Below are 26244 nucleotides of genomic sequence, written 5' to 3'. Positions count from 1 at the left end.
GCGGCGCTTGGTGCTTGGCTCATCCACCGACACTGCGCGAACGCGGTCCGCGCACGGGTGAATACTGCCCCGCCCCGTCCTGCTGTGTCGGCCCGTTCAGGCGATCTTGCGCCGGGGATTCGGCAGATCCGCGATCCGCAGCAATGCGCTCGGCGCAGGCGGCGCGGTCAGGGCGTTGAGGAGATACGGCCGGCGCAGGCCGAGGGCGTTGTGCAGGGCGAGGTCGATGTCGCGGGCGTAGAACGGCATCCGCAGCACGGCATCGACGCCGAAGTAGCGGCCGGCCTGCGCGACCGATTCCGGCTCGGAGGTGGTCAGCAGGGTGATCCGCGTCGCGAGACCGAGCGGCTGGATCTGGCAGGCGAGTTCGAGCCCGTCGATGCCGGCTAGCTTCACGTCGATGAAGGCGAAATCGTAGGCCGCGAGCTTCAGCTGCTTGAGGGCATGGCGGCCGTCATCCGTCTCGTCGAGGGTGATGGCGAACCCGCTCCGGGCGACCACGCGGCTGATGGCCGAGCGCCCGGCCGGCGTCGAGCAGGCGAGCAGCGCCCGCGTCGGCGTACGGCGGCGGGCATCCGCGTGAAGCAGCTGCTCGATATGGCTCGGGTCCAGGGGCGTCTTCAGGACCTCGTAGGCGCCGAGACTCGTGGCGATCTCCTGCCATTGCGCCAGCACGCGATTCGCGACCAGCACCAGGCAGGGCGGCTCCGCGCCCGCCCGCCGCGCCACAGCGACCGCCTCGGGTCCGCTCAGATCCTCCAACTCGAGGCCGACGAAGGCGAGGGTCGGGCGGTGCCGGAGCAGGATGTCGCAGAGTGCCTGCCCCGAGGTCGCCTCGTCGATCACGGCGGCGGGATCGAAGCGGCGCACGACGTTGCAGAGTGCCGCACGGCGACCCGCGTCACAATCCGCGATCACGACCCGTGCGGGCGTCAGCCCCCCCTCAAGCTCCATGACGTCCGTCCAAGCCATCCCAGTCCGTATCCGTCAGAGTGGCTGCAGATGGTGACAAAGCTCTTAAAGAAATCGACTGTTCACTCGTTCGAACGGATAAGCTGTCAATTCAGACCAAAATCGGCTCGGAATTCCTTGCCTATAATAATCTATGTGAGCGGCCGGCCCTCGGATGAGCCGCCGCGTAGGCACTCATCAGCCGGGCCGCGTCGACCTGGGTGTAGAGCTGCGTGGTCGAGAGGGAGGCGTGACCGAGGAGTTCCTGAATGGCGCGCAGCTCCCCTTTGCGGGCGAGGAGATGCGTGGCGAAGGAGTGCCGCAGGGCGTGCGGCGTCGCGCTGTCGGGCAGGCCGAGGGCGCCCCGGGCGCGGGCGACGGCATATTGGATGATCCGCGGCGACAGCGGGCCGCCCCGGGCGCCGACGAACAGCGGCCCGTCCGGCGCCAGGGGCAGCGGGCAGGCGGCGAGATAATCGGCCACGGCCTGCGCGACCACGGGCAGGATCGGTATCATGCGCTCCTTGCCGCCCTTGCCGAGCACGGTGACCTGATCGGTGCCCGGCAGCGGCGCGTCCCGACGCGTGAGGCCGAGGGCCTCGGAGATACGCAGACCCGCACCGTAGAGGAGCGCCAGCACGGCGGCATCCCGCGCCAGAACCCAGGGCTCGCGCTCCTCACCGGCACGGATCTCCGTCCCGGTGAGCGCCACCGCGGCGGCGACCGGCAGGGGACGCGGCAGCCGGCGCGGCACCTTGGGCGAACGCACGCCGCCCAGCGCCGAGACCGTGCCGTACCCCTCGCGTTCGAGGTAGCGCCCGAAGGACCGCAGGCCGGCGAGCATCCGCATCAACGAGCGCCCCGAGACCGCGTCGGCCCGGCGCGCGGCCATGAAGGCGCGGAGGTCGCGCACCTTCAGGGCCAGGAGCATCGGGATCGTCGGCGTACCCTGGCGCGTCGCGAGGTGGCGGAGGAATTGGCGCAGGTCGCGCTCATAGGCCTCGACGGTATTGGGCGACATCCGCCGCTCGCGCGCCAGCCCGTCGATCCAGGCCAGAACGACGGCGCGCAGGCGCGCATCGCCCGGGATCAGCAGGAGGTCGTCGGTGGTGGCATCGGCGCTCATGGGTCCAATCGACCGGTTCCCCCTTGCCGGACGCTTAACGCGCGCCGCGATCCACGCCCGACGTCACGGCGCTCGCCGCGCCCCGAGCCCTGTGCCAAGCCCCGATCATGACGTTCCTCACCTATGCCGGCGCCGCCCTCGCGGAAATCGCCGGATGCTTCGCGTTCTGGTCCTGGCTCCGGCTCGGACGGTCCGCCTGGTGGGCGCTGCCGGGCCTGGCCGCGCTCGCGGCCTTCGCCGTCCTGCTGACCCGGGTGGACAGCCCGGCGGCGGGGCGCGCCTTCGCGGCCTATGGCGGGGTCTACGTGGCCGCCTCGGTCCTGTGGCTGTGGCTGGCGGAGGGCCAGCGCCCGGATCGATGGGACCTCGCGGGCGGTGCACTCTGCCTCGCCGGGACGGCGATCATCCTGCTGGGCCGCCGGTGATCGGTCGGGTTCAGCGGCCCATCCCGTAGAACTCGGCGTTCGGGCGCAGATCCGCCACGCTGGCGATCCGGTTCGACAGGGCGAACAGGGCGGTGATCGCCGCGATGTCCCAGATGTCGCCCTGGCTGAACCCGTGCCCGGCGAGCGCGGCATGGTCCTGCGCCTCGACGGTCTGCGCCGCCGTCGCGACCTTGATGGCGAAGTCGAGCATCGCCCGCTGCCGCGGCGTGATCTCGGCCTTGGCATAGTTGATCGCGATCTGGTCGGCGATCCGCGCGTCCTTGGCCCGGACCCGCAGGATCGCCCCGTGGGCCACGACGCAGTAGAGGCAATCGTTGGCCGCGCTGGTGGCCACCACGATCATCTCGCGCTCGGCCTTGGTGAGGCCGCCGGGCCGGTCCATCAGCGCGTCGTGATAGGCCATGAAGGCGCGGAACTCGTCCGGACGATGGGCGAGCGCCAGGAAGACGTTGGGCACGAAGCCCGCCTTCTCCTGCACGAGGGCGATCCGGGCGCGCAGATCCTCCGGCATGTCGGAGAGATTCGGCAACGGAAAGCGGCTGATCGGCGTGTCCGCAGGCATCGATCGTCCCTTGGTGAAACCAGGCGTTCACGATACGTACGGCAGCCTCGGGCCGTTCGTCGAGCCGTGGAGCCCATGATCAGCCCTGTAAACAGCTCCGTCCGTATCCTCGGCATCGATCCCGGCCTCCGGCGCACGGGCTGGGGCGTCATCACCGCGCAGGGCACCAAGCTCACCTACGGCGATTGCGGCGTCGTCACGTCGGACGGCGACCTGCCGCTGGCCCTGCGGTTGCGCGAACTGTTCGAGGGGGTCGGGCGCGTGGTCGAGGCGGTGCGGCCCGACGAGGTCGCCGTGGAGGAGACCTTCGTCAACAAGGACGCGCAGGCGACGCTCAAGCTCGGTCATGCCCGGGCCGTGTCGCTCCTGGTGCCGGCGCTCGCCGGGCTACCGGTGTTCGAATACGCCGCCAACCTGATCAAGAAGACCGTGGCGGGCTCCGGCCACGCCGAGAAGGTCCAGATCCAGGCGATGGTGCGCTTCCTGCTGCCCAAGGCCGAGTTCCGCGTCGCCGACGCCGCCGACGCGCTGGCCATCGCGATCACCCATGCCAGTCACCGGGACGCGCACGCGCTCCGCAGGGCGCATCTGCCCGCGGGCAAGCGCCGGAGCCTGACAGGCCAGGCGGCCGCGGGGCAGGGGCTCGAAGGGAAGGGTTTCTCCGCCGCCGCAGCCGCGCGCATCGAGGCGGCGCTGGCGAAACAGGGCTGACGGGATCGGGATATCTTGGTGGGGGAAGTAGGACTCGAACCTACGAAGCTTACGCAGCGGATTTACAGTCCGCCCCCTTTGCCGCTCGGGACATTCCCCCAAGGCGGGTTTCTCGCCCGCGGCGCCCTTATGGTGAGGGGCTCGCCGGGTGTCAACGCTTGTCGTGCGCCGATCCGCCGAACCCGGTGCATCCGGCCGCCCGGCGCGAAGGAAACGCGAACGTTCCGCGACCGGAGGGATTCACAAAGGAATCGGGATCGGCCACGGTGCGCGGATGTCGCCCTGCTTCGCCGGCCATTGACCCGCCCCGCCCCGTCCCTGCGGTCCCACCAGCGCACGCTGATGGCCCTGGTCGACGCCATGGCGCGCGGCGAGGCGGCCCATATCCAAAAAATCCTCGCGGCGGTGACGCCCGGCGGCGGCAAGTCGCTGCTGCCGGTGATCGCCGCGCAGAGCCTGATCGCGGCCGGCCTGGTCGAGCGCGTCGTCTGGGTGGTCCCGCGGGATTCCCTGCGCCTGCAGGCCGAGGAGGCCTTCGCCGATCCGCTCTGGCGCAGCGTCTTCGGACACGCCCTCAGCGTGCGCGCGGCCGATAACGAGCGCGACCCGGCCCGCGGGCTCTCGGGCTACATCACCACCTATCAGGCGGTCGCCGCCGCGCCGGCGCTGCATCTCGCGGAAGCCAAGGCGCACCGCACCCTCCTGGTGATCGACGAGGTCCACCACCTACCGGTGCCCGGCCGACCGGGCGCGGAGGCGGCCGACGCGGAGGATGCGGAGGCGGGGGCCTGGTCCCGGGCGATGCTGCCGGTGATGGAGGCGGCCGCGATCAGTCTCTATCTGTCCGGGACATTGGAGCGGGCGGACGGGCGCCGGATCCTGGGGCTGCCCTATCACCCCGCCGCGCCGGGCCGCGGGCCCGAACTCAACCTGGAAGCGCCCGGGCTCGCGGTGGTCGGCTATTCCCGGACGCAGGCGCTGAGCGAGCGGGCGGTGCTGCCGGTCACCTTCGGGGCCATCGACGGCGAGGCGAGCTGGCTCGAGGGCGGCCGGATCTCCGGCGACGCGCCCCGAGTCGGGCCGCACCGGCTGGGCGCCGGATCGGTGCGGGTGACCACGCGGCCGGCCCTGTTCACGGCCCTGCGGACCGGTTTTGCCCGGGATCTCCTGAGCGAGGCGTTCTTCGCCACCAAACGCCTCCGGGCCCGCCGCCGGGCCGAGCACCGCCTCGCGCCGGGCGAGCCGGCGCGGGGCCTCGGCAAGCTCCTCGTGGTCGCGCCGGATCAGGCGAGCGCGCGCGCCTATCTGACGACCCTGCGCGGCTGGATGCCGGCGGGGCAGGGTGAGCGCGACGTCCGGCTGGCCACCTCCGGCCAGGGCGACGCCCACGCGGCCCTGGCGGCGTTCCGGCTGACCCCCGAACCCGCCGTGCTGGTGACGGTGGCGATGGCCTACGAAGGGCTCGACGCCCCCGAGGTCGCGGTGGTGGCGGCGCTCACCCATATCCGCTCGCGGCCCTGGCTCGAACAGATGCTGGCGCGGGCGACCCGGGTCGATCCGCATGCCGGCGCCTACGACACCCAGCAGGCCCTGATCTTCCACCCGGACGACCCGCTCTTCGCCCGTTTCCGCCTGGAGCTCGAGACCGAGCAGGGCAGCGCCGCCCGGCCCCGACGCGAGCGCCCGGCGAGCGCCCTGGTCCCGGAACGGACCCCCTGGCGCGACGAGGATCCGGGCGGAATCACCCCCCTGGAGAGCAACGCCATCGGGCTCCGCTACGCCCTGCTGCGCCCGCGCCTCGTCGAGGCTGTCCCGACGGCGCCCGCCCCCGAACTGCCCTCGATCACCGAGCGCACCCTGCGGCAGAGGCTCGCCGCCGCGGTAGCCGCGCAGGCGGTGGAGGACGAGGCGTCCCTGCGGGTGCCCCGCGGCGGCAATCTCGCGCATCGCTACAACGCCGTGCTAAAACGCGTGCTCGGCAAGGGCCGCGCGACCATGACCCTGCCCGAACTGGAGGCAGCGCTGAGCTGGCTTGAACGCAACCGCCTGTCGGACCATCTCGACCGTCTCGACGGCGATGCCCGCTACGCGTGGTCCGCCCGCCAGCGCCGGGGCCCCTGGCCGCCGGCACGCGCCGCCGGCCGATAGGGCGCTCGCCGCCGAGGTGGGCACCGGGCCGGTGTGAGCCCGCGCGGCGGATCAGGGGCTTGGAGCCGCCGCAGGAGGCGAGGAGAATGCCGTGACCGAGAGCCTGCCCGCCGCCTTCTCGGCGACCCTGATCGACGCCGCGCCCCCGGCGTCTTGGCCGGCCCCGTTGGCCGCGCTCTGGTGGCTGGCCCGGGATCCGTCCGGATCGGGTTCGACGGCCTGGGAGCGGGCACACGCCCTGGTGCAGGAGGCGCCGGGTCGTGATGCGGCCTGGGTTCACGCCCATCTCCACCGGATCGAGGGCGACGCGGAGAATGCCCGCTACTGGTACGGCCGCGCAGGCCGACCGGAATCGCGCCGGACCTGGGCGGAGGAACGGGCCGCCATGGCCACTGCGCTGTTCGACCCGGCCTGATCCGCCACGTCGCGAGGGATCGAAATCCGGTCCGACGCCGTTCCTGCCGGGCGTCGAACGCACACCCGCATCTTATAGGCGAGTCGGATTTTCTTTGATCTACTACAGGTTTAATCTTGTTCGATTGATCCCGCGGCCTGAACGCTCCGGGCGTTCATCAGCTCGACCTCCCTCGTCTCACAACGTCAGATCAAATTTTTCTTCGACAGAACACGCCCGCGCGATCGAACGCCCGTCATTCGGCCAATCCTGAATAACTACGTTCTTTTTTCGCTGGCATAGCGGCGAAAACTGACTATGGGTACGCACATCGATTCCGAAATCAGGGGAACACGCTGGTCGCCGTGATGAGCTTGGCTTGTTTGATCTGCGGCGTGTGTCTCGCCGCCGTCTCGTTGCGCGTTCCCGCCCGCTCCGCCACGTTGGAGCGCTGGAGCGGCGTCTGTCTCGTGCTCGGTCTCGGCCTGCTCGGCGTCGCGCTGCACGGCGCCCGCGGTTAGGATGCGTCGCCGGGGCCGATTCTCGGAACGCCCCGCGCCACCGCCAGTTTAACGCCCGCCCGACGCCTCAGTCGGGCTGTGATCATCGGAGCGGACTCATGAGCCTCCTCGGCAGCATCGTCGGCAAAATCCTCCACCCCTTCGGCGGCGGGAGCGCGGATGCGGCACCCGCACCCACGGCGGGTTCGGGCGGATCGGCCGGCTCGAGCAATCCGTCCACACCCTCGACGGCGGGCGCTCCCGGCGGCGGCGAGCCGGTCGACGTGGCGGCGGTCCTCACCGGCCTCGCGGAGAAGAACTCGCAGACGCTCGACTGGCGCCACTCCATCGTCGACCTGATGAAGCTGCTCGACCTCGATTCAGGCCTTGCCTCGCGCAAGCAGCTCGCCGACGAGTTGCACTACACCGGCGACAAGGACGATTCGGCCGCGATGAACATCTGGCTGCACAAGCAGGTCATGCAGAAGCTTGCCGAGAACGGCGGCAAGGTTCCGGACGACCTCAAGCACTAGGACTGGCCCGCGACCGTCGAACGCAAGCCCCGGCACGGCGCGCTGCCGGGGCTCCCACCGCCTGTGGACCCGTTCTGTATCCCGGCCTCTGCCTTGTCCTGAGGCGTCCGAGGCAGCGGGTCTCGAAGAAGCTCTCCAGAGTCCGGGGCGATCCCTCGATCCCTCCTTCGAGGCCTCCGCTACGTTGCGGAATCTCAGGATGAGCAGTCAGACCGGATCCCTCATCCCCCGACGTCCCCGCTCAGCGTCCCGTGCGAACCCGCGTCCAGAGTCGCGTGACGAAACGCTGCGTGCGGTCGTCCCAGGCGGTGTTGATCGACAGGCGCTGCATCGTCGCCTCGTCCGGGTAGATACCGGGATTGTTCAGGATCTCGGGCTTCACGAAGCGCTTCGCCGCGAGGTTGCCGCTGGCATAGGCCACGAAGTTGGTGTTGGCCGCAGCCACCTCCGGCCGCATCATGTAGTCGATGAAGGCGAGCGCCTCGGCCGGGTGGGCGGCGTCCTTCGGGATCGCGAAGGTGTCGAACCACATCAGCGCCCCCTCCTTGGGCACCACGTAGGCGATCTCGATCCCGTTCTTGGCCTCCTCCGCCCGGCGCTTGGCCTGCATCACGTCGCCCGAGTAGCCGACCGCCACGCAGATGTCGCCGTTGGCCAGGGCCTGGATATACTCGGAGGAGTGGAACTTCCGCACGGTGCCGCGCACCTTGTAGAGGGCATCCGTCACCAGGGTCAGGTCGTCCCAGCGCTTGGAATCGGCCTTGGCCCCGAAGGCCGGGAGCATGCTCGGGATCAGGTCCTCGGGGGAATCGAGCATCATGATCCCGCATTCCTTGAGCCTGTTGGCGGAGGCGGGATTGAGGACGAGGCTCCAGGAGTTCAGCGCCGCGCCGGCGCCCAGGCGCTCCCGCAGGGCGGCGACGTTGTAGCCGATGCCCGTGGTGCCCCACATGTAATCGACCGCGTAAGCGTTGCCCGGGTCGTAGACCGCGAGGCGGCTGCTGACCTCCGGCCAGAGGTTGCCGAGGTTCTTGAGCTTGGTCTTGTCGAGGAGCAGGAAGGCGCCGGCCCGGATCAGCCGTTGCAGGTACGGCCCGGACGGCACGACGATGTCGTAGCCGGACCGCCCCGCCAGCAGCTTGGTCTCCAGGATCTCGTTGTTGTCGTAGGTGTCGTAGACGACCTTGATGCCGGTCTCGCGGGTGAAGGCGTCGAGCACCGTCGGGTCGATATAGTCGGACCAGTTGTAGATGTTGAGGACCCGCTCCTCCGCGGCCGGAGCCGCGGCGCCGAGGGCAGCCAACAGGGCGGCCGCGACGGCCGCCAGAACAGTGCGGCGGGGGCCGGTCACCGGCTCCTCGCGGCCACGACCACGATCTCGACGAGGTATTCGGGTCCGGCGAGCTTCGCCTCGACCGTGGCGCGGGCGGGGGGATTCTCCGGCGAGACCCAGGCGTCCCAAGCGGCGTTCATCTCCGCGAAGGTCGCCATGTCGGCGAGGTAGACGGTGGCCGAGAGGATGCGCGCCTTATCGCTCCCGGCCACGGCCAGCAGCCGGTCGATCTCCACCAGGATCTGCTGGGTCTGGATCGTCACGCCGGTGCCGACCGTATCGGCGGCCACCTGCCCGGCGAGGTAGACCATGTCGCCGAAGGCAACGGCCTGCGACATCCGCTTGCCCGGCTCGATCCGCTGAACATCCATACCCGTCTCCACTACCTCGGAACAGGCGTATCTGCCGCGGCCCCGGGGCGGCCGTAAAGGGCGGCGCGTCCGCGCGCCGCGGGAACGGGCGGAAATTCGACGTCCCGTCACCGGGTGCGGGCAACCGTCGCGGGCCGCGGCGCGTTCTGCCGGCATCGTCAATCACGCACTGGGGTTTGTCATGGGTATCCTCTGGACCATCGTCATCGGCTTCCTGGCCGGCATCATCGCCAAGTTCGTCATGCCGGGGCCGAATGAGCCGTCGGGCTTCATCCTGACCACGATCCTCGGCATCGTCGGCGCCTTCGTGGCGACCTTCATCGGCCAGGCGGTCGGCTGGTACGGCCCCAATCAGGGCGCGGGCTTCATCGGGGCCATCGTGGGCGCCGTGGTGGTGCTGTTCATCTACGGCCTGATCGCGAGCCGGCGCAGCACCACGATCTAAGCGTTCCGGGACGCATGAAACGAGAGGGGCGCCCCGCGGGGCGCCCCTTTTTTGTCGCTCGGAGGCCAGCGGCCGCTCAGAGATGCTCGGAGGCGGCCTTCACGGCGCAATGGCCGGTCGCCCCGCGCACCGCGAGGCCGACACCGACGACCAGGGCCAGCAGGCTCAGAAACTTGTTGGGCCGCGGCTGCGCGGCTGCGGCGGCGATCCCGAGGCCTAGGGCCACCGAGACGGCGCGTTCCGTTGTCGACAGGTTCGGCTGTCCACTTAAGATATCGTGCATCATGTCGTTGGCCATGGAAAAATCCCTGCGTTGAGGTCGCCGGGCGAACGCGGAGGGGCCGGTCGCGTTCCCGCCGCCATCCGAACGGATTGCCGCCCACGGCAGGGGTACCGCCGGGCCGACATTCCCTCCGTGGCGGCGGATCGCCCGGAGGCGGGGACATGACGGCGGCATCGCGCCGCGGTTACGGGCCGAAGCGTCTGGGCGACAGAACCCTGCTCCCCCGGCGCGGCAGCGACGGGCTCCCGGTTCAGCGCGGTGTCGGCGCGGCCCAAAGAAAAAGGCGCGGCCCCGGAAGACCGCGCCCGTCATTGACGTCCCGCACCGGCCGGGGCCGGTTCGGGGCGCGGCTTACTCGCCCGCCTCGCGGCGGCGCTCGCCGCGGTGACGGCCGCCCTCGCGGGGCTCGCGCGGCTCGTCGCCGCGCTCGGGCCGGTCGGCGTCGCGCTGGGCCTTCACCTTCTCGGTGATGTCCTCGCCGGTCTGCTGGTCGACGACCTTCATGGACAGGCGGATCTTGCCGCGGTCGTCCTGGCCGAGGAACTTCACCTTGACCTTGTCGCCTTCCTTGACGACGTCCTGCACCTTGGCGACCCGGTTCGCGGCGAGTTCCGAGATGTGGACCAGGCCGTCCTTGGCGCCGAAGAAGTTCACGAAGGCGCCGAACTCCATGCACTTCACGATCGTGCCGTCGTAGATCACGCCGATCTCCGGCTCCGCCACGATCGAGCGGATCCAGTTGTAGGCCGCCTTGATCGCCTTGCCGTCGGCGGAGGCGATCTTGACGATGCCGGTATCCTCGATGTTGATCTTGGCGCCGGTCTTCTCGACGATCTCGCGGATCACCTTGCCGCCGGTGCCGATCACGTCGCGGATCTTGTCGGTCGGGATCTGCATCGTCTCGATGCGCGGCGCGTACTCGCCGAGTTCCGGACGGGCGGCCGTCAGGGCCTTGGCCATCTCGGCGAGGATGTGGGCACGCCCGTCCTTCGCCTGGTCGAGGGCGACCCGCATGATCTCCTCGGTGATGCCGGCGATCTTGATGTCCATCTGGAGCGAGGTCACGCCCTCGTCCGTGCCGGCCACCTTGAAGTCCATGTCGCCGAGGTGATCCTCGTCGCCGAGGATGTCGGACAGGACCGCGAAGCGCTCACCCTCGAGGATGAGGCCCATGGCGATGCCCGCCACCGGACGGCGCAGGGGCACGCCGGCATCCATCAGCGACAGCGAGCCGCCGCAGACCGAGGCCATCGAGGACGAGCCGTTGGACTCCGTGATCTCCGACACCACGCGGATCGTGTAGGGGAACTCGTGGGCCGGCGGCAGCACCGGGCGGATCGCCCGCCAGGCGAGCTTGCCGTGGCCGATCTCGCGACGGCCCGGGGAGCCCATCCGGCCGGTCTCGCCGACGCTATAGGGAGGGAAGTTGTAGTGGAGCAGGAAGCGCTCCTTGTAGGTGCCTTCCAGCGCGTCGATGAACTGCTCGTCCTCGCCGGTGCCGAGCGTCGCCACCACGAGCGCCTGGGTCTCGCCGCGGGTGAACAGCGCCGAGCCGTGGGCGCGGGGCAGCACGCCGACCTCGGAGAGGATCGGGCGGACCGTCTTCACGTCGCGGCCGTCGATGCGGGCGCCGCTGTCCAGGATGTTCCAGCGGACCACCTTCGACTGGGCCTCCTTGAAGGCAGCCTTGACCTTCTCGGCCGGGAATTTTTCCGCGCCCTCCGGGCAGAGGGCGGCCATCACCTTCGCCTTCACGGCGTCGACGGCGGCGTAGCGCTCCTGCTTGACGGTCTTGGTGTAGGCGGCGCGGAGTTCGGCCTCGCAGACCTCCAGCACCGCCGTCTCGACGTCGGCGTTCTCGGGGGCCCTGAAGTCGCGCGGCTCCTTGGCGGCCTTCTCGGCCAGGCGGACGATCGCCTCGATCACCGGCTGGAAGTGCTTGTGGCCGAACATCACGGCGCCGAGCATCACGTCCTCGGAGAGCTCCTTAGCCTCCGACTCGACCATCAGCACCGCGTCCTGCGTGCCGGCGACCACGAGGTCGAGGGCCGATTCCTCCTTGGTCTCGGTGACCGACGGGTTCAGCCGGTAGCTGCCGTTGATGTAGCCGACCCGGGCGCCGCCGATCGGGCCCATGAACGGGACGCCCGACAGGGTCAGCGCCGCGGAGGCCGCGACCATCGCGACGATGTCCGGATCGTTCTCGAGGTCGTGGGTCAGGACGGTGACGACGACCTGGGTGTCGTTGCGCCAGCCCTGGACGAAGAGCGGACGGATCGGGCGGTCGATCAGGCGGGAGACCAGGGTCTCCTTCTCGGAGGGCCGGCCCTCGCGCTTGAAGTAGCCGCCGGGAATGCGGCCGGCCGCGTAGGCGCGCTCCTGGTAGTTCACGGTGAGCGGCATGAAGTCGATGCCGGCCTTCGGCTCCTTCGTGGCGACCACGGTGGCGAGCACCGAGGTGTCGCCGTAGGTGGCGACCACGGCGCCGTCGGCCTGACGGGCGACCTTGCCGGTCTCCAGCACGAGCTTGCGGTCACCCCACATCAGCTCTTCGCGTTGAACGTCGAACATTCTTGATCTCTTCCTTGCCTGCGGCGGGCCCAAGCCCGGCGCCGCCCGGGGGCAAGACGGCGAGACACTTCCACGGCGAAGTGTCTCGCGATCCTGCCCCGATGCCGGCGCCTCGAAGCGGCCCGCTTGTGGGGCGGCCGGACCCATTCCGGCAGCCCCCGATGGTGAAACGCGGCCCCGGGCCGGGCCCGGAACCGCGCGAAACGTGCCTTAGCGGCGGATGCCGAGACGCTCGATGAGGGCGCGGTAGCGGGCCTCGTCCTTGCGCTTGACGTAGTCGAGCAGCGAGCGGCGCTGCGAGACCATCTTCAGGAGGCCGCGCCGGGAATGGTTGTCCTTGGCGTGGGTCTTGAAGTGGCCGGTGAGGTTGGCGATCCGCTCGGTGAGGATCGCCACCTGGACCTCGGGGGACCCGGTGTCCTTGGCGTCCTTGCGGTGTTCCTTGATGAGCGCGGTCTTGCGCTCTGCCGTGATCGACATCGCATGCCTTTCGGGTTGTGCTGGTCGGATGCGGCGCCCCAAACGGGCGCGCGCGGGCTCGGCGTTCGGCCGGTGCCGGGATGTCGTCCAGCACGGTCACAGCGCCAAGCGGCTCAAGCCCCGCCCGGTCACCCGGGTCGAAGCTGCCGGATCCATACACGAAACTGCCAGTTATGCCAGCCCCGGGCCCGATCGCGGGTCCTTGAGGAAACGGTTAACGCCCCGGTGCTAAGCGGGAGCCCGCACGAAACGCGGCCCGGCAATGAACGGCACCCTCTCGGATGCGTGCGGTGTCCTGCTCGCGACGCTGCTCGGCGTTCCCCTCGTCGTCCTGCCGGGCTACGCGCTCGGCGCGATCACCGGCATCCTCGGCTTCCGCACGCTCGCGACCGGCGACCGGCTCCTCTGCGCGGCGCTCCTCGGCATCGGGCTCCTGCCCGCCCTCGACGGGCTGCTGATCCAGGCGGCCGACGTGCCGGTGGCAGCCCTGGCGAACGCGGCACTCGGGCTCGCCGCCCTGAGACCGGCCCTCCGGGACCTGCGCGGTCCGGTCGACCGGGGGGCCCTGGCCCTCGCCGCGCTCTGGCTCGGGATCGTGGCCTATGCGCTGATCGACATCGACACCGGCGTCGCCCTCTACCAGCCGATCACGGTCATCGACCTCGTCAAGCACGCCGCCCTGACCCGGGGGATCGTCGAGCACGGCCTGCCGCCGGTGGATCCGTTCTTCGCCCGCCCGGAGCGGGCCGGCTACTATTACGGGTTCTACACGCTGACCGCCCTGGTGGACTGGGCCGGGGGCCGCCTCGTCGACGGGCGCACCGCCTTCGCGGGACTCGCCTTCTGGACCGGCATCGCGCTCCTCGGCCTGCTGGACCGGCTCCTCGCCGCCACTGGGCTCGTCGGGGACATCCCGCCCCGGCTCCTACGCCGGGCCGTGCTCGTGCTCCTGCCGGCGGGCGGCCTCAACATCCTGCTGGTCGCCTTCAACCGGGCGACCTCGGGATACTGGATCCCCATCCCGGAATGGCTGAACGAGCAGGTCGTGAACTGGCCGACCTCCCTGGTCTGGGTGCCGCATCACGTCGCCGCCGCCCTGGCGGGATGGCTCGGCCTCCTGGCGCTCGCCGAGATCGCCGACCGGGCGGAGTCGGATCGGCGCGCGCAGAGTGCCGGCATCGTCACGGCGGGGACGGCCTTCGCGGCCTGCGCGGCGCTGTCGGTCTGGGTCTGCCTGGGCACGGTGGCGGCGGCCGGGATCTGGCTGGGGCTGCTCGCCGTCGAGCACCGCTGGCGCGCCGCGGCCCGGCTCGCGGCGGCCGGGCTGCTCGGCGCGGTCCTGGCCGCGCCCTACCTTCTCGGCCTCCTGGCCAACCGGGCCGATACCGGCGGCACGATCCAGTTCGCGGTCCGGCGCTTCGGCCCCGTGGAGCCGCTTTTCGACGAACCGACCCTTGCCCTGCTCCGGCCGATCCTGCTGCCGGTCAACTACTACGTCGCGCTGGGGGTCTTCGCGGGGGGCGCGCTCCTGTTCTGGCGGATCGTCCCGCGGCGCGAGGCCCATGCCCGCGAGGCGGGCCGGCTGCTGACGATCGGCGCGGTGTCGAGCCTGCTGCTCGGTGGATTCCTGCGCTCGGCGATCCTCTACAACGACCTCGGCGCCCGGGTGGTCCTGCTCGCGCAGGTAGCGGCGCTGGGCTGGACCGTCGTGGCCCTGACCCGGACCCGCGACGGCACCCGGCTCAGACTCGCGGGATCGCTCGGCGCGCTCCTGCTCCTCGGCTACGCCACGACGCTCTACGGCTTTGCCGGGATGCGCGCCTATCCGGCCGCCGGCCATCCCAGATTCGCCTTCCTCAACGGCCGCCCCGACATCGACCGGGCCCTGCGCGCGGCCTATGCCTGGGCCGGCACGCACCTGCCCCGGGACCTGGTCCTGCAGGCCTCGCCGATCCCGGCGCGGGTGTTCCCTTTCGGCCTCTACGGCGGCCAGCCGGTGGCGGTGGCCGACCGCGAGGCGCGCCTGTTCGGCGCGGCCCCCGGGGCGGTCGCGGCGCGGCTCGCTACGGTCTCCCCGATCTTCGGCGCGACCCTGACCGGCGCGGAGGTGCGCCGCCGGGCCGCCGAGGCCGGCATCGGCGCGCTGGTGGTCACCGCGGCGGACGCCGCCTGGAACGCGCCGGACTCCTGGATCCGGCGCACACGAGCCGCCTATGCGGCGCCCCTCGTGCGGATCCTGCGCGTCGAGGACCTCGATGATTGAGGCTCCCACGCGCGCCGGCCGGATCCTGCGCTGGCTCGGCGCCCAGGCGCTGCTGCACGCGGGCGCGCTCGCCCTCGGCTTCGGCGGCTTCGTGCTGCTGTTCCAGACCGAGCTCTGCGCCGGCATGACGATCCTGTTCTACCGGGGCCTCGTCCTGCTGCTCGCGGCCTTCCTGATCACCCTCGCGGCGACGGCGTCCCTCGCCGGTCTCGGCCGGGGCTGGGGCCTGCGCCGCCGCGACGCGCTCGGGGCCTGCGCGCTGTCGCTGTCCCTGAACCTGAGCGTCCTCGTGGTCCTCCCGGTCACGGTCGACCGCTCGATCAGCGTGTTCCTGCTCGGACAGATGGCGGCCCATCCCGACGAGAGCTTCGATGCGGAGCGGGCCCGGACGCTGTTCGAGGCGATCTATCTCGGGGAGTTCCGCCAGATGGAGCGGCGCTTGGCCGAGCAGACGGCCTCGGGCAACCTGGCGCCCACGGCGGACGGGTACGTCATCACCCCGCAGGGCCGCGCCTTCATCCGCCTCGCCGGCCTCGTCGCCCAGGCCTTCCGGACCGATACAAGGCTGGTCGAGCCGCTGCCGACGCCCGAACCCGCGCCCGCGCAGCGGTGGAGCCTGCGTCGGGACCGGCCGGAGTGACGGGCGCGACGGCGGGGTCCGGTTCGACCGGCCGCGGGGCGTGCATCTTGCTCCGGCGCGCAGCAGGGTCGATCAGGGGGCGATCAACGTGGATACGCGCACGATGGCGGAACCGGCCGTGACGGGGCAGGGCAGCGACGCGTCCGGAGCGGACCGGACGCTGGCCCGGACTCTCACCGCGCCGGGGCTCGTCGCGATCGGCCTCGGCGCCACGATCGGCGCGGGCATCTTCGTGCTGACCGGGACGGCGGCGGCGCAATATGCCGGCCCCGCGCTGAGCCTGTCCTTCGTGATCGGCGGGATCGCCTGCGGCTTCGTCGGCCTGTGCTACGCCGAGCTGGCGGCCATGATCCCGGAGGCGGGCTCCACCTACACCTACACCCGGGCGAGCCTGGGAGCGTTTCCCGCCTGGATCATCGGCTGGGACCTCGTGCTCGAATTCGCCGTGGCGGCCGCGACCGTGGCGGTCGGGTGGTCGGGCTACGCGCAGTCGCTCGCGGCGGATTTCGGCCTGCGGCTGCCGCCGTCCCTGGCCGGCGCCCCCGGCGACGGCGGCCTCGTCAACCTGCCGGCGGTCGCCATCGTCCTGCTGCTCACCGGCCTGCTGACGCGCGCCACCCGGGAGGCCTCCCGGGTGACCGGGCTGCTGGTGGGCTGCAAGGTGGCGATCATCCTGGCCTTCGTGGCCGTCGGCGCGGTCCATCTCCGGCCGGAACTCTGGCACCCCTTCGTGCCGGACAATGCCGGCGCCTTCGGCGCCTATGGCTGGAGCGGCGTGTTCCGCGGGGCCGCGGTGGTGTTCTTCGCCTTCGTGGGGTTCGAGACGGTGGCCACCGCCGCGGGCGAGTGCCGGGCGCCGCAGCGCGACGCGCCGGTGGGGCTGATCGGCTCGCTCCTGATCACCACTGTGCTGTACGTGGCGATGGCCGCCGTGCTCACCGGCCTCGTCCCCTACCGCGACCTGGACGTCGCCGATCCGGTGGCCAAGGCGGTCGACGCCATCGGGCTGTCCGCCTTCGCCACGGCGGTCAAGGTCGGTGCCCTGATCGGTCTGACCACCTCGGCGCTGACCGCCCTCTACGGGCAGGGCCGGATCTTCTTCGCCATGGCCCGGGACGGGTTCCTCCCGAAGATGTTCTGCCGGGTCCATCCGGTGACCCGGGCGCCGGTGGCCAGCCAGCTGGTGATCGGCCTGTTCACGGCCGCGGTGGCGGGACTCGTGCCGATCGACGTCCTGGGCGAGATCGTCAGCATCGGCACGCTCCTGGCGTTCTGCCTCGTCTGCGCCACGGTGCTGATCCTGCGCCGGACCGATCCGGACCGGCCGCGCCCGTTCCGCGTCCCGGCGGCGACGCTGACGGCCTGGCTCGGCATCCTGTCCTGCGTCGCGCTGATGGCCTCGCTGCCGGCCGAGACCTGGATCCGCCTGGCGATCTGGCTCGCGATCGGGCTCGCCGTCTATGCCGGCTACGGCCGGCACCACGTCCGGATCAACTGAGGAGATTGATGGTCGCCTGCGTCAACCCGTCGAGGATGCCCGAGGCGCTGAGGTTGGCCTCGTAGTTCCGGACCACCGTCTGCAGATCGGCCGTCTCCGTTGCGGCATTCACGTTGGGCAGGCGGATATAGCCCCGGCTGTCGGCGGCGGCGCTGGATGGGTCGTAGCGGGTACGGAACGCGCTGGTGTCGCGCACGACGCGGCCCACCGGATCGCGCGGGCTGTCGGCGACGACGGGCGTGAACACCGCGATCTTGCGGGCGTAGGGCACCCCGCCGGGCGTTTCGGCGGCCGAATCGGCGTTGGCGAGGTTCTCGGAGATCGTGCGGATCCGGCCGCTCTGCACCTGCCGGCCGGCGGCCAGCGCGTCGGAGGCCGAATGGAGGGCGCTGGTATCCGGCATGCGAGGGCCTGGTCGGGCGTCGGGGAAACCGTCACCGTTTCTTTGACGAACAGGCTTAACCGCCGGTTAAGCGCCTCCCGGAACGGCCGTCGCGACGTCGTGCACCGCGGCGGCCCTCACGGCGCCTTGCCGGAGAGGCTCAGCGCCTCCCGGAGATCCCGCCCGTCGGTCAGCCGCAGGTTCCGGCGGCGCAGGGCGGCCAGCATCGTGCGATCGGGGAACGGGCAATAGGGTAGAACTTCGGCGGTCCGGCCCTCCGGCAGGGCGCCGGTGCGGGCGACGGCGTCGAGCAGCCGGTCCAGCATCCCGCGCCCGTGGGCGTGGAGCGCCACGGCCGCCCTCGTGGCGGTGGTGCCGGGGGGCAGGGGCACCGCCTCCTGGTCGAGGATCGCCCCGGTATCGATGGCGGCGGCCAGGCGGTGGAGAGTCATGCCGAAGCTGCCCGGACCCTCCGCCAGGGCGTGGATCGTCGGCACCGGGCCGCGGTGGCGCGGCAGCAGGCCGGGATGGCCGTTGATGCCCCCGAGCCGCGCCAGCCCGATGGTCTCGGGCTTCAGGATCTGGTCGAAATGGTAGGTGAGGATCAGGTCGGGGGCCGTGTCCCGCAGGGTCTGCGCCACGGCGGGGCCGTTGACGTCGTCGACCGTCAGGGTCGGGATGCCGAGGCGCCGGCACAGGGTCTTGAGCGGCGTCGATTCCGGCGCGTCACCGCTGCCGGCCACCGCCTGGGTCAGGGGTGCCAGCGGGCGCAGCAGATCGGGCAGGCCGAAATTGACCGCCAGATAGGGCAGGATCCCGGGGCCCGAGCGGGCGAGGTGCCGCCGGACCTGCCCGGTCAGGCCGCCGCTCGACGGCCGCTCGGCATTCGAGAGACCCACCAAGGCGATGTCGGCCCGATGATCGGCGACGAGCCGGCGCACCACGCGGGCGTTCGGCAGCGCCTCCAGGACGAACAGCGCGATCCGGGGGCGGCCCATCAGCGGCGCTTCCGCCGCTGGAACCGGAACGCGTAGAGCCCGGCCCTGCGGACGCTCTCCGGCAGGAGCAGCACAGTGCGCGCCAGAGCCGTGAGGATGAACGGGAAGGCGATCACGTCGCGGTTGGCCGTGATGCCCTTGGCGATGCGCACGGCCGCTTCCTCGGCGCTGATCTCCAGGGGCCGCCAGCCCTTCAGCTCGCCGCCCATCGGGGTCTTCACGTAGCCGGGCGTCACGACGTTGACCTTCACGCCCCGCGGCCCGACCTTCTGGCGCAGGGCCAGGCCGTGGGCGACGAGCGCCGCCTTGGCGCCGCTATAGGCCGGGGCGTCCTGGAGCGGCGCATAGGCCGCCAGGGACGACATCAGGACGATCTGCCCCTGGCCGCGCCGGAGCATCAGCGTCAGGCTGGGCAGCACCACGTTGAGCGAGCCGGTGTAGTTGATGTCCGCGGTCTCGAAGGCCACGTCCTCGGACTCGACCTGCCCCTCCTGATTGCCGCCGTTCACCGCGGCGTTGGCGACGACCAGATCGAGGGGTGCGGCGGCATCCGCCCGGTGCACGAGCGCCACCGTGGCGGCCCGGTCTCGGGTATCGAGGCGAGCGGTCTCGACGGCGGCGCCGCTGGCGCGGCAATCCCGGGCGACGATCTCGAGGCGCTCGGCGTTGCGGCCGACGATGATGAGGCTCACGCCGGTCCGGGCGTAATGGCGCGCCAGCGCGGCGCCGATGCCGCTCGACGCGCCGGTGATCAGGATACGGGGCATGCGGCGGGTTACGCTGCCCGGCGTGGAAAGATCAAGGCCTCGCCGGACTCACCGGCTGTGAAAGCCGTGTCCGAGGCCGAGACGGACCCATACGGCCATGAGCATGATCAGTAGACCGGCGCGAGCTCGCCGTTCCGGTCGGCCGCCTCGCGGATCGCCCGCGCCGCCGCCAGCATCGAATCGGGCAGGGCGGATTCCATGCGCGGCACGGAGCCGGCCACGGCCCGGTCGATGGCCTCCTTGGAGAAGAAGCCGCCATTGACCTGCGTCCTGTGCAGGACGACCCGGCGGAAATCGGCCATCAGGCCCATGTCGGGCGGCGTCGGGTTCTTCCAGAATCCGTCCAGATCGCCCTGATGGGTCAGCTCGGCCATGTTGTAGATCGCGGTGCCGACCGCGTGGGTCGGGCACCCCATCTCCAGGGACAGCATGCCCACCGTCGAATTGACGATCACCACGCCGCGGGCCCCCTTGATCAGGGCCGGCAGGTCACCGCCGTCGATGAAATCGAGCCGGTCGCTGACGCCGTGCCGCCGGGCCGAGTCCCGGGCGAACCGGCGCCAGTTGATCAGGCCGCTGTCCAGCGGATGCAGCTTCACCAGAAGCCGGGTCGGCGCCGCGGAGGCGTCCGCGAAGGACTTGATCACCCGGTCCATGAAGCCCTCGACGCCGAGGAACGGCGAGTGGACCCGGATCTGGTAATCGCTGTCGAGCTGGAGCGGCAGCAGGAAGTAGTCGCAGCCGACCGCGCGGTAGATCTCGTCGCAGCGCGCCGCCTCGCGGCGGGTATGGGCGCGGCGGGCGAACTTCTTGATCCAGCCCGCGTACTCGGCGGCGATATGGGTCGGCCGGTGGCTGCGGAAATGCGGGAAGAGGTAGGGGAACAGGATGTTGGCGAGGTTGTAGCCGACGTCCCACACGCTCCGGCGCGCCATGTCGCCCGTGGAGGGCATCGCCCGTCCGGGCTGGGGCAGCCGCCGCGCCAGGGCGCGGATCGCGTCGGCCGTCCGGGGCAGGGACGAGAAGCCGTTCACGCCGCCGAGCTCGCAGGTGATCCAGTTCGGGCGGATATAGCCCTCCTCGAACACGTGGACCCGCAGGCCGCGGTATTCGGCGATCATCCGGGCGGCCTTGTGGAACGGCCGGCAGTCGCCGAACAGCACGATGTCGGTCACGCCCTCGCGGGTCAGATAGGCCTCGAGGTACTCCCCCCAGGCCTCGCGGCGGCCGCGGTAATTGTCCGCCGCACCGGTCCAGAACAGCCAGTCGCCGGGGCAGAGATTGATGCGCCGGACCTCATGGCCCCGGGCGCGCAGCGCCTTCCCGAGATCGGAGAAGAACGGCGTGGCGATTCCTTGCAGGAACAGGAAGGTCGCGGGGCGGTTCCGGACTGCGTCGAGGGCGGGTTGTTGCATTCCGCGGCGCTTCTATCCTTGACCCTGTGACCGGCTGAACCGCACCGGCGAGAGACCCTGAGGTGGCACGGCGCCCGGCGGCCCCGCAATCCGAGGCCGTGCCGCAGCACGGCTTTTCCGCACCCGCGTGACCCGTCTGCAACGGTCGCACGGCAGCGGCTCCGCCTGGATTGAGCGGGCAATCACGGCGACGGTATGTCCGAATCCTTTCAAGGACGTGGCGCCCGCGCGACGGACCTTGGGTTGTCCCCGAAATCCCACACCATCCCATGCCGGCGAAAATGCGCTACAGGCGGGCGGAGCCCTTCGATCGCGCGGAGCCGGACGCCCAGACCATGCCCCTTGAACCGACCCCGTCGCTCTACGCGACCGGCCGGACGATCCGCCGGCTCCGGGCCGAGATCGAGGCCGCGACGGGCCTCGCCTTCGCGCGGGCGCATCCCGGCGCGGCCGGCGCGGTCTGGGGTGCCGGGAGCCTGGCCGACCGGATGCTGGCGCTCGCCGGCCGCCGCCGCCTCGTGGTCGCCCCCGGCCCGCTGCTGAGCCCCTACGACGATCCGGAGCGCGGGTTCTCGTCCCTGCGGATCAGCCTCGACGGCAAGCCGCTCGGCGGGGAGGGGGGAATTCACTACCTCGATCCCTGGACCCGGGCACCGGTCGGCCGCGTCGCCTGCGCGGAGCGGGTGGCATGGCTCGCCGCGCGCTTTTCCGAGAACGACCGGCGGGTGGTCTATGTCGGGATGTCGCGCTGGAAGCGGCCGGCCCTCGACGTGCTCGCGGCCGGGCCCGCCGGACGGCCGGTCCACACCATGACCACCGAGGCCGCGATCGCCGCGGGGCGGCGCCACCGCGGCCGGATCCTCGCCTGGGCGACCCGGGCGCCGGGCCGGCTAGAGGAGGCCTGCGCCGGGGCCGGGCTGCCCCTGGCCCGGGTGGAGGACGGCTTCCTGCGCTCCGTCGGCCTCGGCGCGAGCCTCCAGCCCGGCGCCTCCATCGTGGTGGACGATCTGGGCATCTACTACGACCCGCGCCGGGAGAGCCGCCTGCAGCGCCTGCTGGCGGAGTCGGACTTCACCCCGGACCTCGTCGCCCGGGCCCGACGCCTCCGCGAGGAGGTCGTGGCGCGCCGGCTCAGCAAGTACAATGTCGGCCTCGACGCGGCAGCGCTCGACTGGCCCGCCGGGCGGCGGATCGTGCTGGTGCCCGGGCAGGTGGAGGACGACGCCTCGGTGCGCCACGGCTCCCCCCTGGTCCGCTCGAACCGGGCGCTGCTGGAGGCGGCGCGGCGGCGCAACCCGGATGCGTTCCTGCTCTACAAGCCGCATCCCGACGTGGAGGCGGGCTTCCGCCCGGGCCTCATCCCGGAGGCGGAGGCGCTGACCCTCGCCGACCGGATCGTGGCCGGGATCAGCATCGTCGACCTGCTCGACCGGGTGCACCACGTCGAGACCATGACGTCGCTCGCTGGGTTCGAGGCGCTGATCCGCGGGCTCAGCGTGGCGACGCATGGCCGGCCGTTCTATGCGGGCTGGGGGCTGTCGGAGGATCTCGCGCCGGGGGCCGACCGCGGGCGCAGGCTCGGCCTCGACGAGCTGGTCGCCGGCGCGATGATCCTCTATCCGCGCTATCTCGATCCCGTGGCGATGAAGCCGTGCAGCCCGGAGCAGCTCCTCGATCGCCTCAGCGCGGCCCGGGAGACGGCCCCGCGCAGCGCGCTCTCCATCGGCCGCACCGCCCATCTGGTGATGCGGGCCCGCTACGGGCTGCTCAATCCGCTGGTGCGGGCGCTGCGCAGCCGCCGCGGCGTGGGCCGCGAGGCCGGGGGCGGCCCGGGATAGGGCGTGACGTGCCCGCGACATCAAAGCGATAGCGCGGGCTTCTAACCTCGGCGGCCAGCCGTTCGCCCCGGGGCCGGCCCCGATCCTGCTGGATCAGGAACGGCCCGCAACACCTTGCTCCCGCGCGCTCTTCACCGCCGGACCCGCCCGGTCCCGGCCACGAGGATGCCCGCTCAAACGTCGAGTGCCCGAGTCTTGACGACGTTCCTCACCGCCACCGGCCTCGCCCTCGCGCTCTGCCTTCTCCTGGAGGTCGTCGTGGGCGATTCGATCACCCGGGCGAGCCTCGCCCCGCGCGACCTCGCCCTGCGCCTCACCGGCTATCTGCTGATCCTGCTGTTCTGGTTCGCCTTCTCCTGGCGTCCCTGGCTCGCCGGGCTGACCTGCCTGATCTCGGTCGCGGCGCTCGTCTACGTGAGCCGGGCCAAGCGCTCGGTGATCGGCGAGCCGCTGCTGTTCAGCGATTTCGCCCTGCTGCCGCAGGTGCCGCGCCATCCCCAGCTCTACTACATCCCGCCCCTGTGGGATCCGCGGGTCTGCGTTCCCGCCCTCCTCACCCTCGCCGCCACCGTGATCTGGTACCGCACCGAGCCGAGCGTGCTGCCGGCCGCCACCCTCCCGCGGATCCTGGCGCTGATCGGCCTGCCGCTGCTGCTCGGGCTGCTGGTCCGAGCCGCACCGCATCCGCCCCTCGCCCGGCTGATCGCCCGCTGGTTCCCCCGCCCCGACCTGGAGGCGGACGTGGCCCGGGTCGGCCTGCCGGCGAGCCTCCTCGGCTACACCGCCCGGGCGCTGGCGGGGAGCGAGCCGGCGCCTCCGGCGCCCGCGCTGCCCCCGGGGCCGGGGGACGACGTCGTGGTGGTGATCCAGCTCGAATCGTTCATCGACCCGGAGCGTCTGGGGGGTGCGCCGTTGCCGGCGATGGCGCTGTTCCGCAGCCGGGCCGCCCAGTACGGCCGGCTCGAGGTCCCCGCCCACGGCGCCTACACGATGCGCAGCGAGCACGCCGTGCTCACCGGCCGCCCGTCCGACAGCCTCGGCTTCGGCCGGTACGACCCCTACACCTCCCGCAGCGGCGACGAGCCGACGAGCCTCGCGCGGCTCGCCCGCGGCCGGGGTTACGGGACCCTGTTCCTGCACCCGTTCCACCGGGACTTCTTCCGCCGGGCGCAGGTGATGGAAGCCTTCGGCTTCACCGAGCAGGTGATGGAAGAGGCCTTCCGGGACGCGCCGCGGGTGGGCCCCTATGTCGGCGACGTCGCCCTGGGCGAACGCCTCCTGGCGGAGGTCCGGGCGCGGCCGACGCCCCTGCTCCTGTTCTGCGTGACCATGGAGAACCACGGACCGTGGAAGCCCGGGCGCCTGCCGGGGATCGATGATCCACAGGCGCAATACCTCCATCACGTGGCCCATACCGGGCAGATGGTGGAGGCAATCGTGGCCGGGCTCGACCGGCTGGCCGGGGAGCGGGGCCAGACCATGACGCTCTGCGTGTTCGGTGACCACGCCCCCTCGCTGCCGAGCTGCAAGCCCGGCTTCGGCGGTCGGACGACCGAATACGCCCTGTTCCGCTTCGGCCACCCGGCTGCGCCGGCGCGCCGGATCGACCTCGCGGCCGACGCCCTGGGGCGCGCGCTGCGCGGGGCCCTCGCCCGCATGCCTGCGGACAGCCCCGCCGGGACGTGATATGGTCAAGCTTGCCGCCGGGCCGCGCGGCAGCGCCACGCTGGTGACGCATTACCGGCGGTATAGCACGGCCGTCCGCCACGCGGTTTCCGCCCTGGCACGACCGTTAAAGCGATCGCAGCGTTTTGCGGTCAATCTGAACGTCCGGTTCGGGCCAGCGATGGTGCGGAACCGGCTGGAGAAAACTCTGTGATGCTGCGTAAGACGGCGCGCACCGCCCTGATGGCCGCCCTGGCGGCCGGATCTGCCGGCGGCTGCACGTACCTGCCCGCGGCGGGTCCGACGGCGAGCGCGATCCAGGCGGGCGCGGAGGTGGCCACCCCGGATGGCGGGATGCTGGCGCGCTACGAGATCATCGACGTCACCCCCGCGGTGGTCGAGGCCCTGCGCGGACGGCCGCTGGACAGCCTGCTCGCCTCCTTCGGCGACCACCGGTCGTCGGCCGAGCCGGTCATCGGCATCGGCGACATGGTCTCGGTCTCGGTCTGGGAGGCCGGCTCCGGCGGCCTGTTCTCCGGGCCGCTGGTCGCCGACCGCTTCTCCGCCGGCTCCAAATCCGCCCTCATCCCCGAGCAGCCGGTCGGGCGCGACGGCGCCATCTCGGTGCCCTATGCCGGCCGGATCAAGGTCGCCGGCCGCCGCCCCCAGGACGTCCAGTCCCTGATCGAGAACGAACTCGCCGGCAAGGCCATCCAGCCGCAGGTGCTGGTCTCGGTCACCCGCCCGATCTCCCAGGCCGTCACCGTCACCGGCGAGGGCGCCGCCGGCGCCCGCCTGCCGCTCTCCGGCCACGGCGACCGCATCCTCGACGTCATCGCGGCCGCCGGCGGCAACCGCTCGCCGGTCTCGGAGACCTTCGTGCGCCTGTCGCGCGGGCCGGTCACCGCCACCGTGCCCCTGACCACCGTGGTGTCCAACCCCAAGGAGAACATCTACCTGCGGCCCAACGACGTGCTCACCCTGGTGCGCGATCCCCAGACCTTCCTGGCGGTGGGCGCGCTCGGCCAGGCCACCGAGCTGCCGTTCCAGGCCGACGGCATCACCCTGGCCCAGGCCCTGGCCAAGGCGCGTGGCCTGTCGGATTTCGCCGCCGATCCGGCCGGAACCTTCATCTTCCGGTTCGAGCCCGCCAGCGTCGTGCGCCGGCTCAACCCCGGCTCCAAACTGCTGGCCACGCCGCTCGTGCCCGTGGTCTACCGCATCGACATGCGCGACCCCAACAGCCTGTTCGTCTCCCAGGCGTTCCGCATGCGCAACCGCGACCTCGTCTACGTGTCCAACGCCCCCTTCACCGAACTGTCCAAGGTCCTCTCCGCCTTCAGCGGCGTCACCGGACCCGTCTCCTCCGTCGCAACCGCCTACTACTACGCGAAGTAGGTTGCCTGTTCCGGGCTCGGGGCGGAGCGTGTTACCGCGATTTCGGGTTGAGATGGGGATCCGGACGGCCTTGGCGCGCCGCATCGAGGCGAGGCGCAGGATCGACCCCCGATCCCGCACCGCCATTGAGGAGCCTGTATGGCCATGATCACCTCTCCTTGGCGGTGATGCACACCATCGCCGCGGCTTGAATAATACGGCAATCTGCCGTATTTTCGAAGCCGGAGGTTGATCCATGGTGTCGAGGAAGGATGATGGAACGGCACGGCTGGAGGCGAGGATCCCGGTGCCGGTTTACGACATGCTGCAGCGTGCGGCACAGCTCCGTGGCATGACCCTGACGAGCTACCTGATCGCGACGGCCGGCGAGGATGCCCGACACGTGGTCGAAGAGGCCGAGATTCTGCGGCTTGCCCGCTCCGATCAGCTGCGATTCGCTCAGGCGCTGATCGACCCGCCGAAGCCGACCGATCGTCTCAAACGCAGTGCGGAGCGTCACGCGACCCTAATCCGGCCGCGTTGACGG

Annotated in this window: 26 protein-coding genes and 1 tRNA gene; 14 read left to right on the top strand and 13 right to left on the bottom strand. The window is 71.4% G+C overall.

What is annotated here, in order from left to right:
- Positions 1 to 96: 96 nt before the first annotated feature.
- Positions 97 to 972 carry a response regulator gene (locus AC3IF3_RS01330; RefSeq protein WP_243967949.1) on the bottom strand — a complete coding sequence of 292 codons (876 nt, stop codon included), beginning with the start codon at positions 970 to 972 and terminating at the stop codon, positions 97 to 99.
- Between the two features lie 121 nt (positions 973 to 1093).
- Entirely contained in the window at positions 1094 to 2077 is a 984-nt protein-coding gene (locus tag AC3IF3_RS01325; RefSeq protein ID WP_489226885.1) for a tyrosine recombinase XerC, read from the bottom strand.
- A gap of 104 nt (positions 2078 to 2181) precedes the next feature.
- On the opposite strand from AC3IF3_RS01325, the gene AC3IF3_RS01320 reads away from it, so the two are divergent.
- Positions 2182 to 2502, top strand: coding sequence for a YnfA family protein (locus tag AC3IF3_RS01320; protein WP_489220443.1), 321 nt, complete (start codon positions 2182 to 2184; stop codon positions 2500 to 2502).
- A gap of 10 nt (positions 2503 to 2512) precedes the next feature.
- On the opposite strand, the gene AC3IF3_RS01315 is transcribed toward AC3IF3_RS01320, so the two are convergent.
- Complete coding sequence (locus AC3IF3_RS01315) at positions 2513 to 3085, bottom strand: peroxidase-related enzyme (protein ID WP_489226883.1); 573 nt, start codon at positions 3083 to 3085, stop codon at positions 2513 to 2515.
- Positions 3086 to 3160: 75 nt separating this feature from the next.
- Here AC3IF3_RS01315 and ruvC point away from each other — a divergent pair, with 75 nt between their 5' ends.
- Positions 3161 to 3796 (top strand): crossover junction endodeoxyribonuclease RuvC, encoded by a 636-nt coding sequence (gene ruvC, locus AC3IF3_RS01310; RefSeq protein ID WP_279598321.1) that lies wholly within the window; start codon positions 3161 to 3163, stop codon positions 3794 to 3796.
- 16 nt (positions 3797 to 3812) lie between these two features.
- Here the strand turns inward: ruvC and AC3IF3_RS01305 are convergent.
- Positions 3813 to 3896 (bottom strand) — tRNA-Tyr (locus AC3IF3_RS01305).
- 197 nt (positions 3897 to 4093) lie between these two features.
- Between AC3IF3_RS01305 and AC3IF3_RS01300 the strand changes: the two genes are divergently transcribed.
- The 3 genes from AC3IF3_RS01300 (at position 4094) to AC3IF3_RS01290 (ending at position 7371) form a co-directional block, all read left to right on the top strand.
- Positions 4094 to 5944, top strand: a complete 1851-nt coding sequence (locus tag AC3IF3_RS01300) for a DEAD/DEAH box helicase (RefSeq protein ID WP_489226882.1) — start codon at positions 4094 to 4096, stop codon at positions 5942 to 5944.
- 91 nt (positions 5945 to 6035) lie between these two features.
- A complete protein-coding gene (locus AC3IF3_RS01295) occupies positions 6036 to 6359 on the top strand; it encodes a hypothetical protein (protein WP_489226880.1) in 324 nt (107 codons plus the stop codon).
- 598 nt (positions 6360 to 6957) lie between these two features.
- Positions 6958 to 7371 carry a DUF3597 domain-containing protein gene (locus tag AC3IF3_RS01290; protein WP_243967939.1) on the top strand — a complete coding sequence of 138 codons (414 nt, stop codon included), beginning with the start codon at positions 6958 to 6960 and terminating at the stop codon, positions 7369 to 7371.
- A gap of 241 nt (positions 7372 to 7612) precedes the next feature.
- Here AC3IF3_RS01290 and AC3IF3_RS01285 read toward each other — a convergent pair whose 3' ends face one another.
- Entirely contained in the window at positions 7613 to 8698 is a 1086-nt protein-coding gene (locus AC3IF3_RS01285; RefSeq protein ID WP_489231208.1) for a polyamine ABC transporter substrate-binding protein, read from the bottom strand.
- Positions 8699 to 8718: 20 nt separating this feature from the next.
- Positions 8719 to 9075 (bottom strand): RidA family protein, encoded by a 357-nt coding sequence (locus AC3IF3_RS01280; RefSeq protein ID WP_243967938.1) that lies wholly within the window; start codon positions 9073 to 9075, stop codon positions 8719 to 8721.
- Between the two features lie 181 nt (positions 9076 to 9256).
- Between AC3IF3_RS01280 and AC3IF3_RS01275 the strand changes: the two genes are divergently transcribed.
- Positions 9257 to 9520, top strand: coding sequence for a GlsB/YeaQ/YmgE family stress response membrane protein (locus tag AC3IF3_RS01275; RefSeq protein WP_243967937.1), 264 nt, complete (start codon positions 9257 to 9259; stop codon positions 9518 to 9520).
- A gap of 76 nt (positions 9521 to 9596) precedes the next feature.
- On the opposite strand, the gene AC3IF3_RS01270 is transcribed toward AC3IF3_RS01275, so the two are convergent.
- From AC3IF3_RS01270 to rpsO, 3 genes are all read right to left on the bottom strand, one after another.
- Positions 9597 to 9818 carry a YgaP-like transmembrane domain gene (locus tag AC3IF3_RS01270; protein ID WP_489226878.1) on the bottom strand — a complete coding sequence of 74 codons (222 nt, stop codon included), beginning with the start codon at positions 9816 to 9818 and terminating at the stop codon, positions 9597 to 9599.
- A gap of 336 nt (positions 9819 to 10154) precedes the next feature.
- Positions 10155 to 12374, bottom strand: a complete 2220-nt coding sequence (pnp, locus tag AC3IF3_RS01265; RefSeq protein ID WP_243967935.1) for a polyribonucleotide nucleotidyltransferase — start codon at positions 12372 to 12374, stop codon at positions 10155 to 10157.
- A 210-nt stretch (positions 12375 to 12584) separates the two neighbouring features.
- Positions 12585 to 12854 carry a 30S ribosomal protein S15 gene (gene rpsO, locus AC3IF3_RS01260; RefSeq protein WP_243916762.1) on the bottom strand — a complete coding sequence of 90 codons (270 nt, stop codon included), beginning with the start codon at positions 12852 to 12854 and terminating at the stop codon, positions 12585 to 12587.
- Between the two features lie 262 nt (positions 12855 to 13116).
- Here rpsO and AC3IF3_RS01255 point away from each other — a divergent pair, with 262 nt between their 5' ends.
- From AC3IF3_RS01255 to AC3IF3_RS01245, 3 genes are all read left to right on the top strand, one after another.
- Positions 13117 to 15117: a hypothetical protein gene (locus AC3IF3_RS01255; protein WP_489226876.1), complete on the top strand. Its 2001-nt coding sequence runs from the start codon at positions 13117 to 13119 to the stop codon at positions 15115 to 15117.
- Entirely contained in the window at positions 15110 to 15757 is a 648-nt protein-coding gene (locus AC3IF3_RS01250) for a hypothetical protein (RefSeq protein WP_489226874.1), read from the top strand. The genes AC3IF3_RS01255 and AC3IF3_RS01250 overlap by 8 nt, the downstream gene beginning before the upstream one ends.
- 103 nt (positions 15758 to 15860) lie before the next feature.
- On the top strand, positions 15861 to 17255 hold the full coding sequence (locus tag AC3IF3_RS01245) for an amino acid permease (protein WP_489226872.1): 1395 nt from the start codon (positions 15861 to 15863) through the stop codon (positions 17253 to 17255).
- On the opposite strand, the gene AC3IF3_RS01240 is transcribed toward AC3IF3_RS01245, so the two are convergent.
- The 4 genes from AC3IF3_RS01240 to AC3IF3_RS01225 all read right to left on the bottom strand — a co-directional run bounded on the left by AC3IF3_RS01240 (position 17248) and on the right by AC3IF3_RS01225 (position 20817).
- On the bottom strand, positions 17248 to 17658 hold the full coding sequence (locus tag AC3IF3_RS01240; protein ID WP_243967930.1) for a flagellar basal body rod protein FlgC: 411 nt from the start codon (positions 17656 to 17658) through the stop codon (positions 17248 to 17250). The two genes, AC3IF3_RS01245 and AC3IF3_RS01240, sit on opposite strands and share 8 nt — an antisense overlap.
- Positions 17659 to 17774: 116 nt before the next feature.
- Entirely contained in the window at positions 17775 to 18635 is an 861-nt protein-coding gene (locus tag AC3IF3_RS01235) for a formyltransferase family protein (protein ID WP_243967929.1), read from the bottom strand.
- Positions 18635 to 19402, bottom strand: coding sequence for an SDR family NAD(P)-dependent oxidoreductase (locus tag AC3IF3_RS01230; RefSeq protein WP_243967928.1), 768 nt, complete (start codon positions 19400 to 19402; stop codon positions 18635 to 18637). The genes AC3IF3_RS01235 and AC3IF3_RS01230 overlap by 1 nt, the downstream gene beginning before the upstream one ends.
- Before the next feature lie 107 nt (positions 19403 to 19509).
- Positions 19510 to 20817, bottom strand: coding sequence for a capsule polysaccharide biogenesis protein (locus AC3IF3_RS01225; protein ID WP_243967927.1), 1308 nt, complete (start codon positions 20815 to 20817; stop codon positions 19510 to 19512).
- Positions 20818 to 21152: 335 nt separating this feature from the next.
- Between AC3IF3_RS01225 and AC3IF3_RS01220 the strand changes: the two genes are divergently transcribed.
- The 5 genes from AC3IF3_RS01220 (at position 21153) to AC3IF3_RS01200 (ending at position 26241) form a co-directional block, all read left to right on the top strand.
- Complete coding sequence (locus AC3IF3_RS01220; RefSeq protein ID WP_489226870.1) at positions 21153 to 22655, top strand: capsular polysaccharide export protein, LipB/KpsS family; 1503 nt, start codon at positions 21153 to 21155, stop codon at positions 22653 to 22655.
- A gap of 195 nt (positions 22656 to 22850) precedes the next feature.
- Positions 22851 to 24341 (top strand): LTA synthase family protein, encoded by a 1491-nt coding sequence (locus AC3IF3_RS01215; RefSeq protein WP_489226868.1) that lies wholly within the window; start codon positions 22851 to 22853, stop codon positions 24339 to 24341.
- Between the two features lies 1 nt (position 24342).
- Complete coding sequence (locus tag AC3IF3_RS01210; RefSeq protein WP_489219406.1) at positions 24343 to 24534, top strand: hypothetical protein; 192 nt, start codon at positions 24343 to 24345, stop codon at positions 24532 to 24534.
- Positions 24534 to 25718, top strand: coding sequence for a polysaccharide biosynthesis/export family protein (locus tag AC3IF3_RS01205; RefSeq protein WP_489219404.1), 1185 nt, complete (start codon positions 24534 to 24536; stop codon positions 25716 to 25718). Before AC3IF3_RS01210 ends, AC3IF3_RS01205 begins: the two co-directional genes overlap by 1 nt.
- A gap of 235 nt (positions 25719 to 25953) precedes the next feature.
- Complete coding sequence (locus AC3IF3_RS01200) at positions 25954 to 26241, top strand: type II toxin-antitoxin system TacA family antitoxin (RefSeq protein ID WP_489226867.1); 288 nt, start codon at positions 25954 to 25956, stop codon at positions 26239 to 26241.
- Positions 26242 to 26244 lie beyond the last annotated feature (3 nt).

Source organism: Methylobacterium sp. J-118 (genome assembly GCF_057836565.1).
This window is presented reverse-complemented; position numbering and strand designations above follow the sequence as displayed.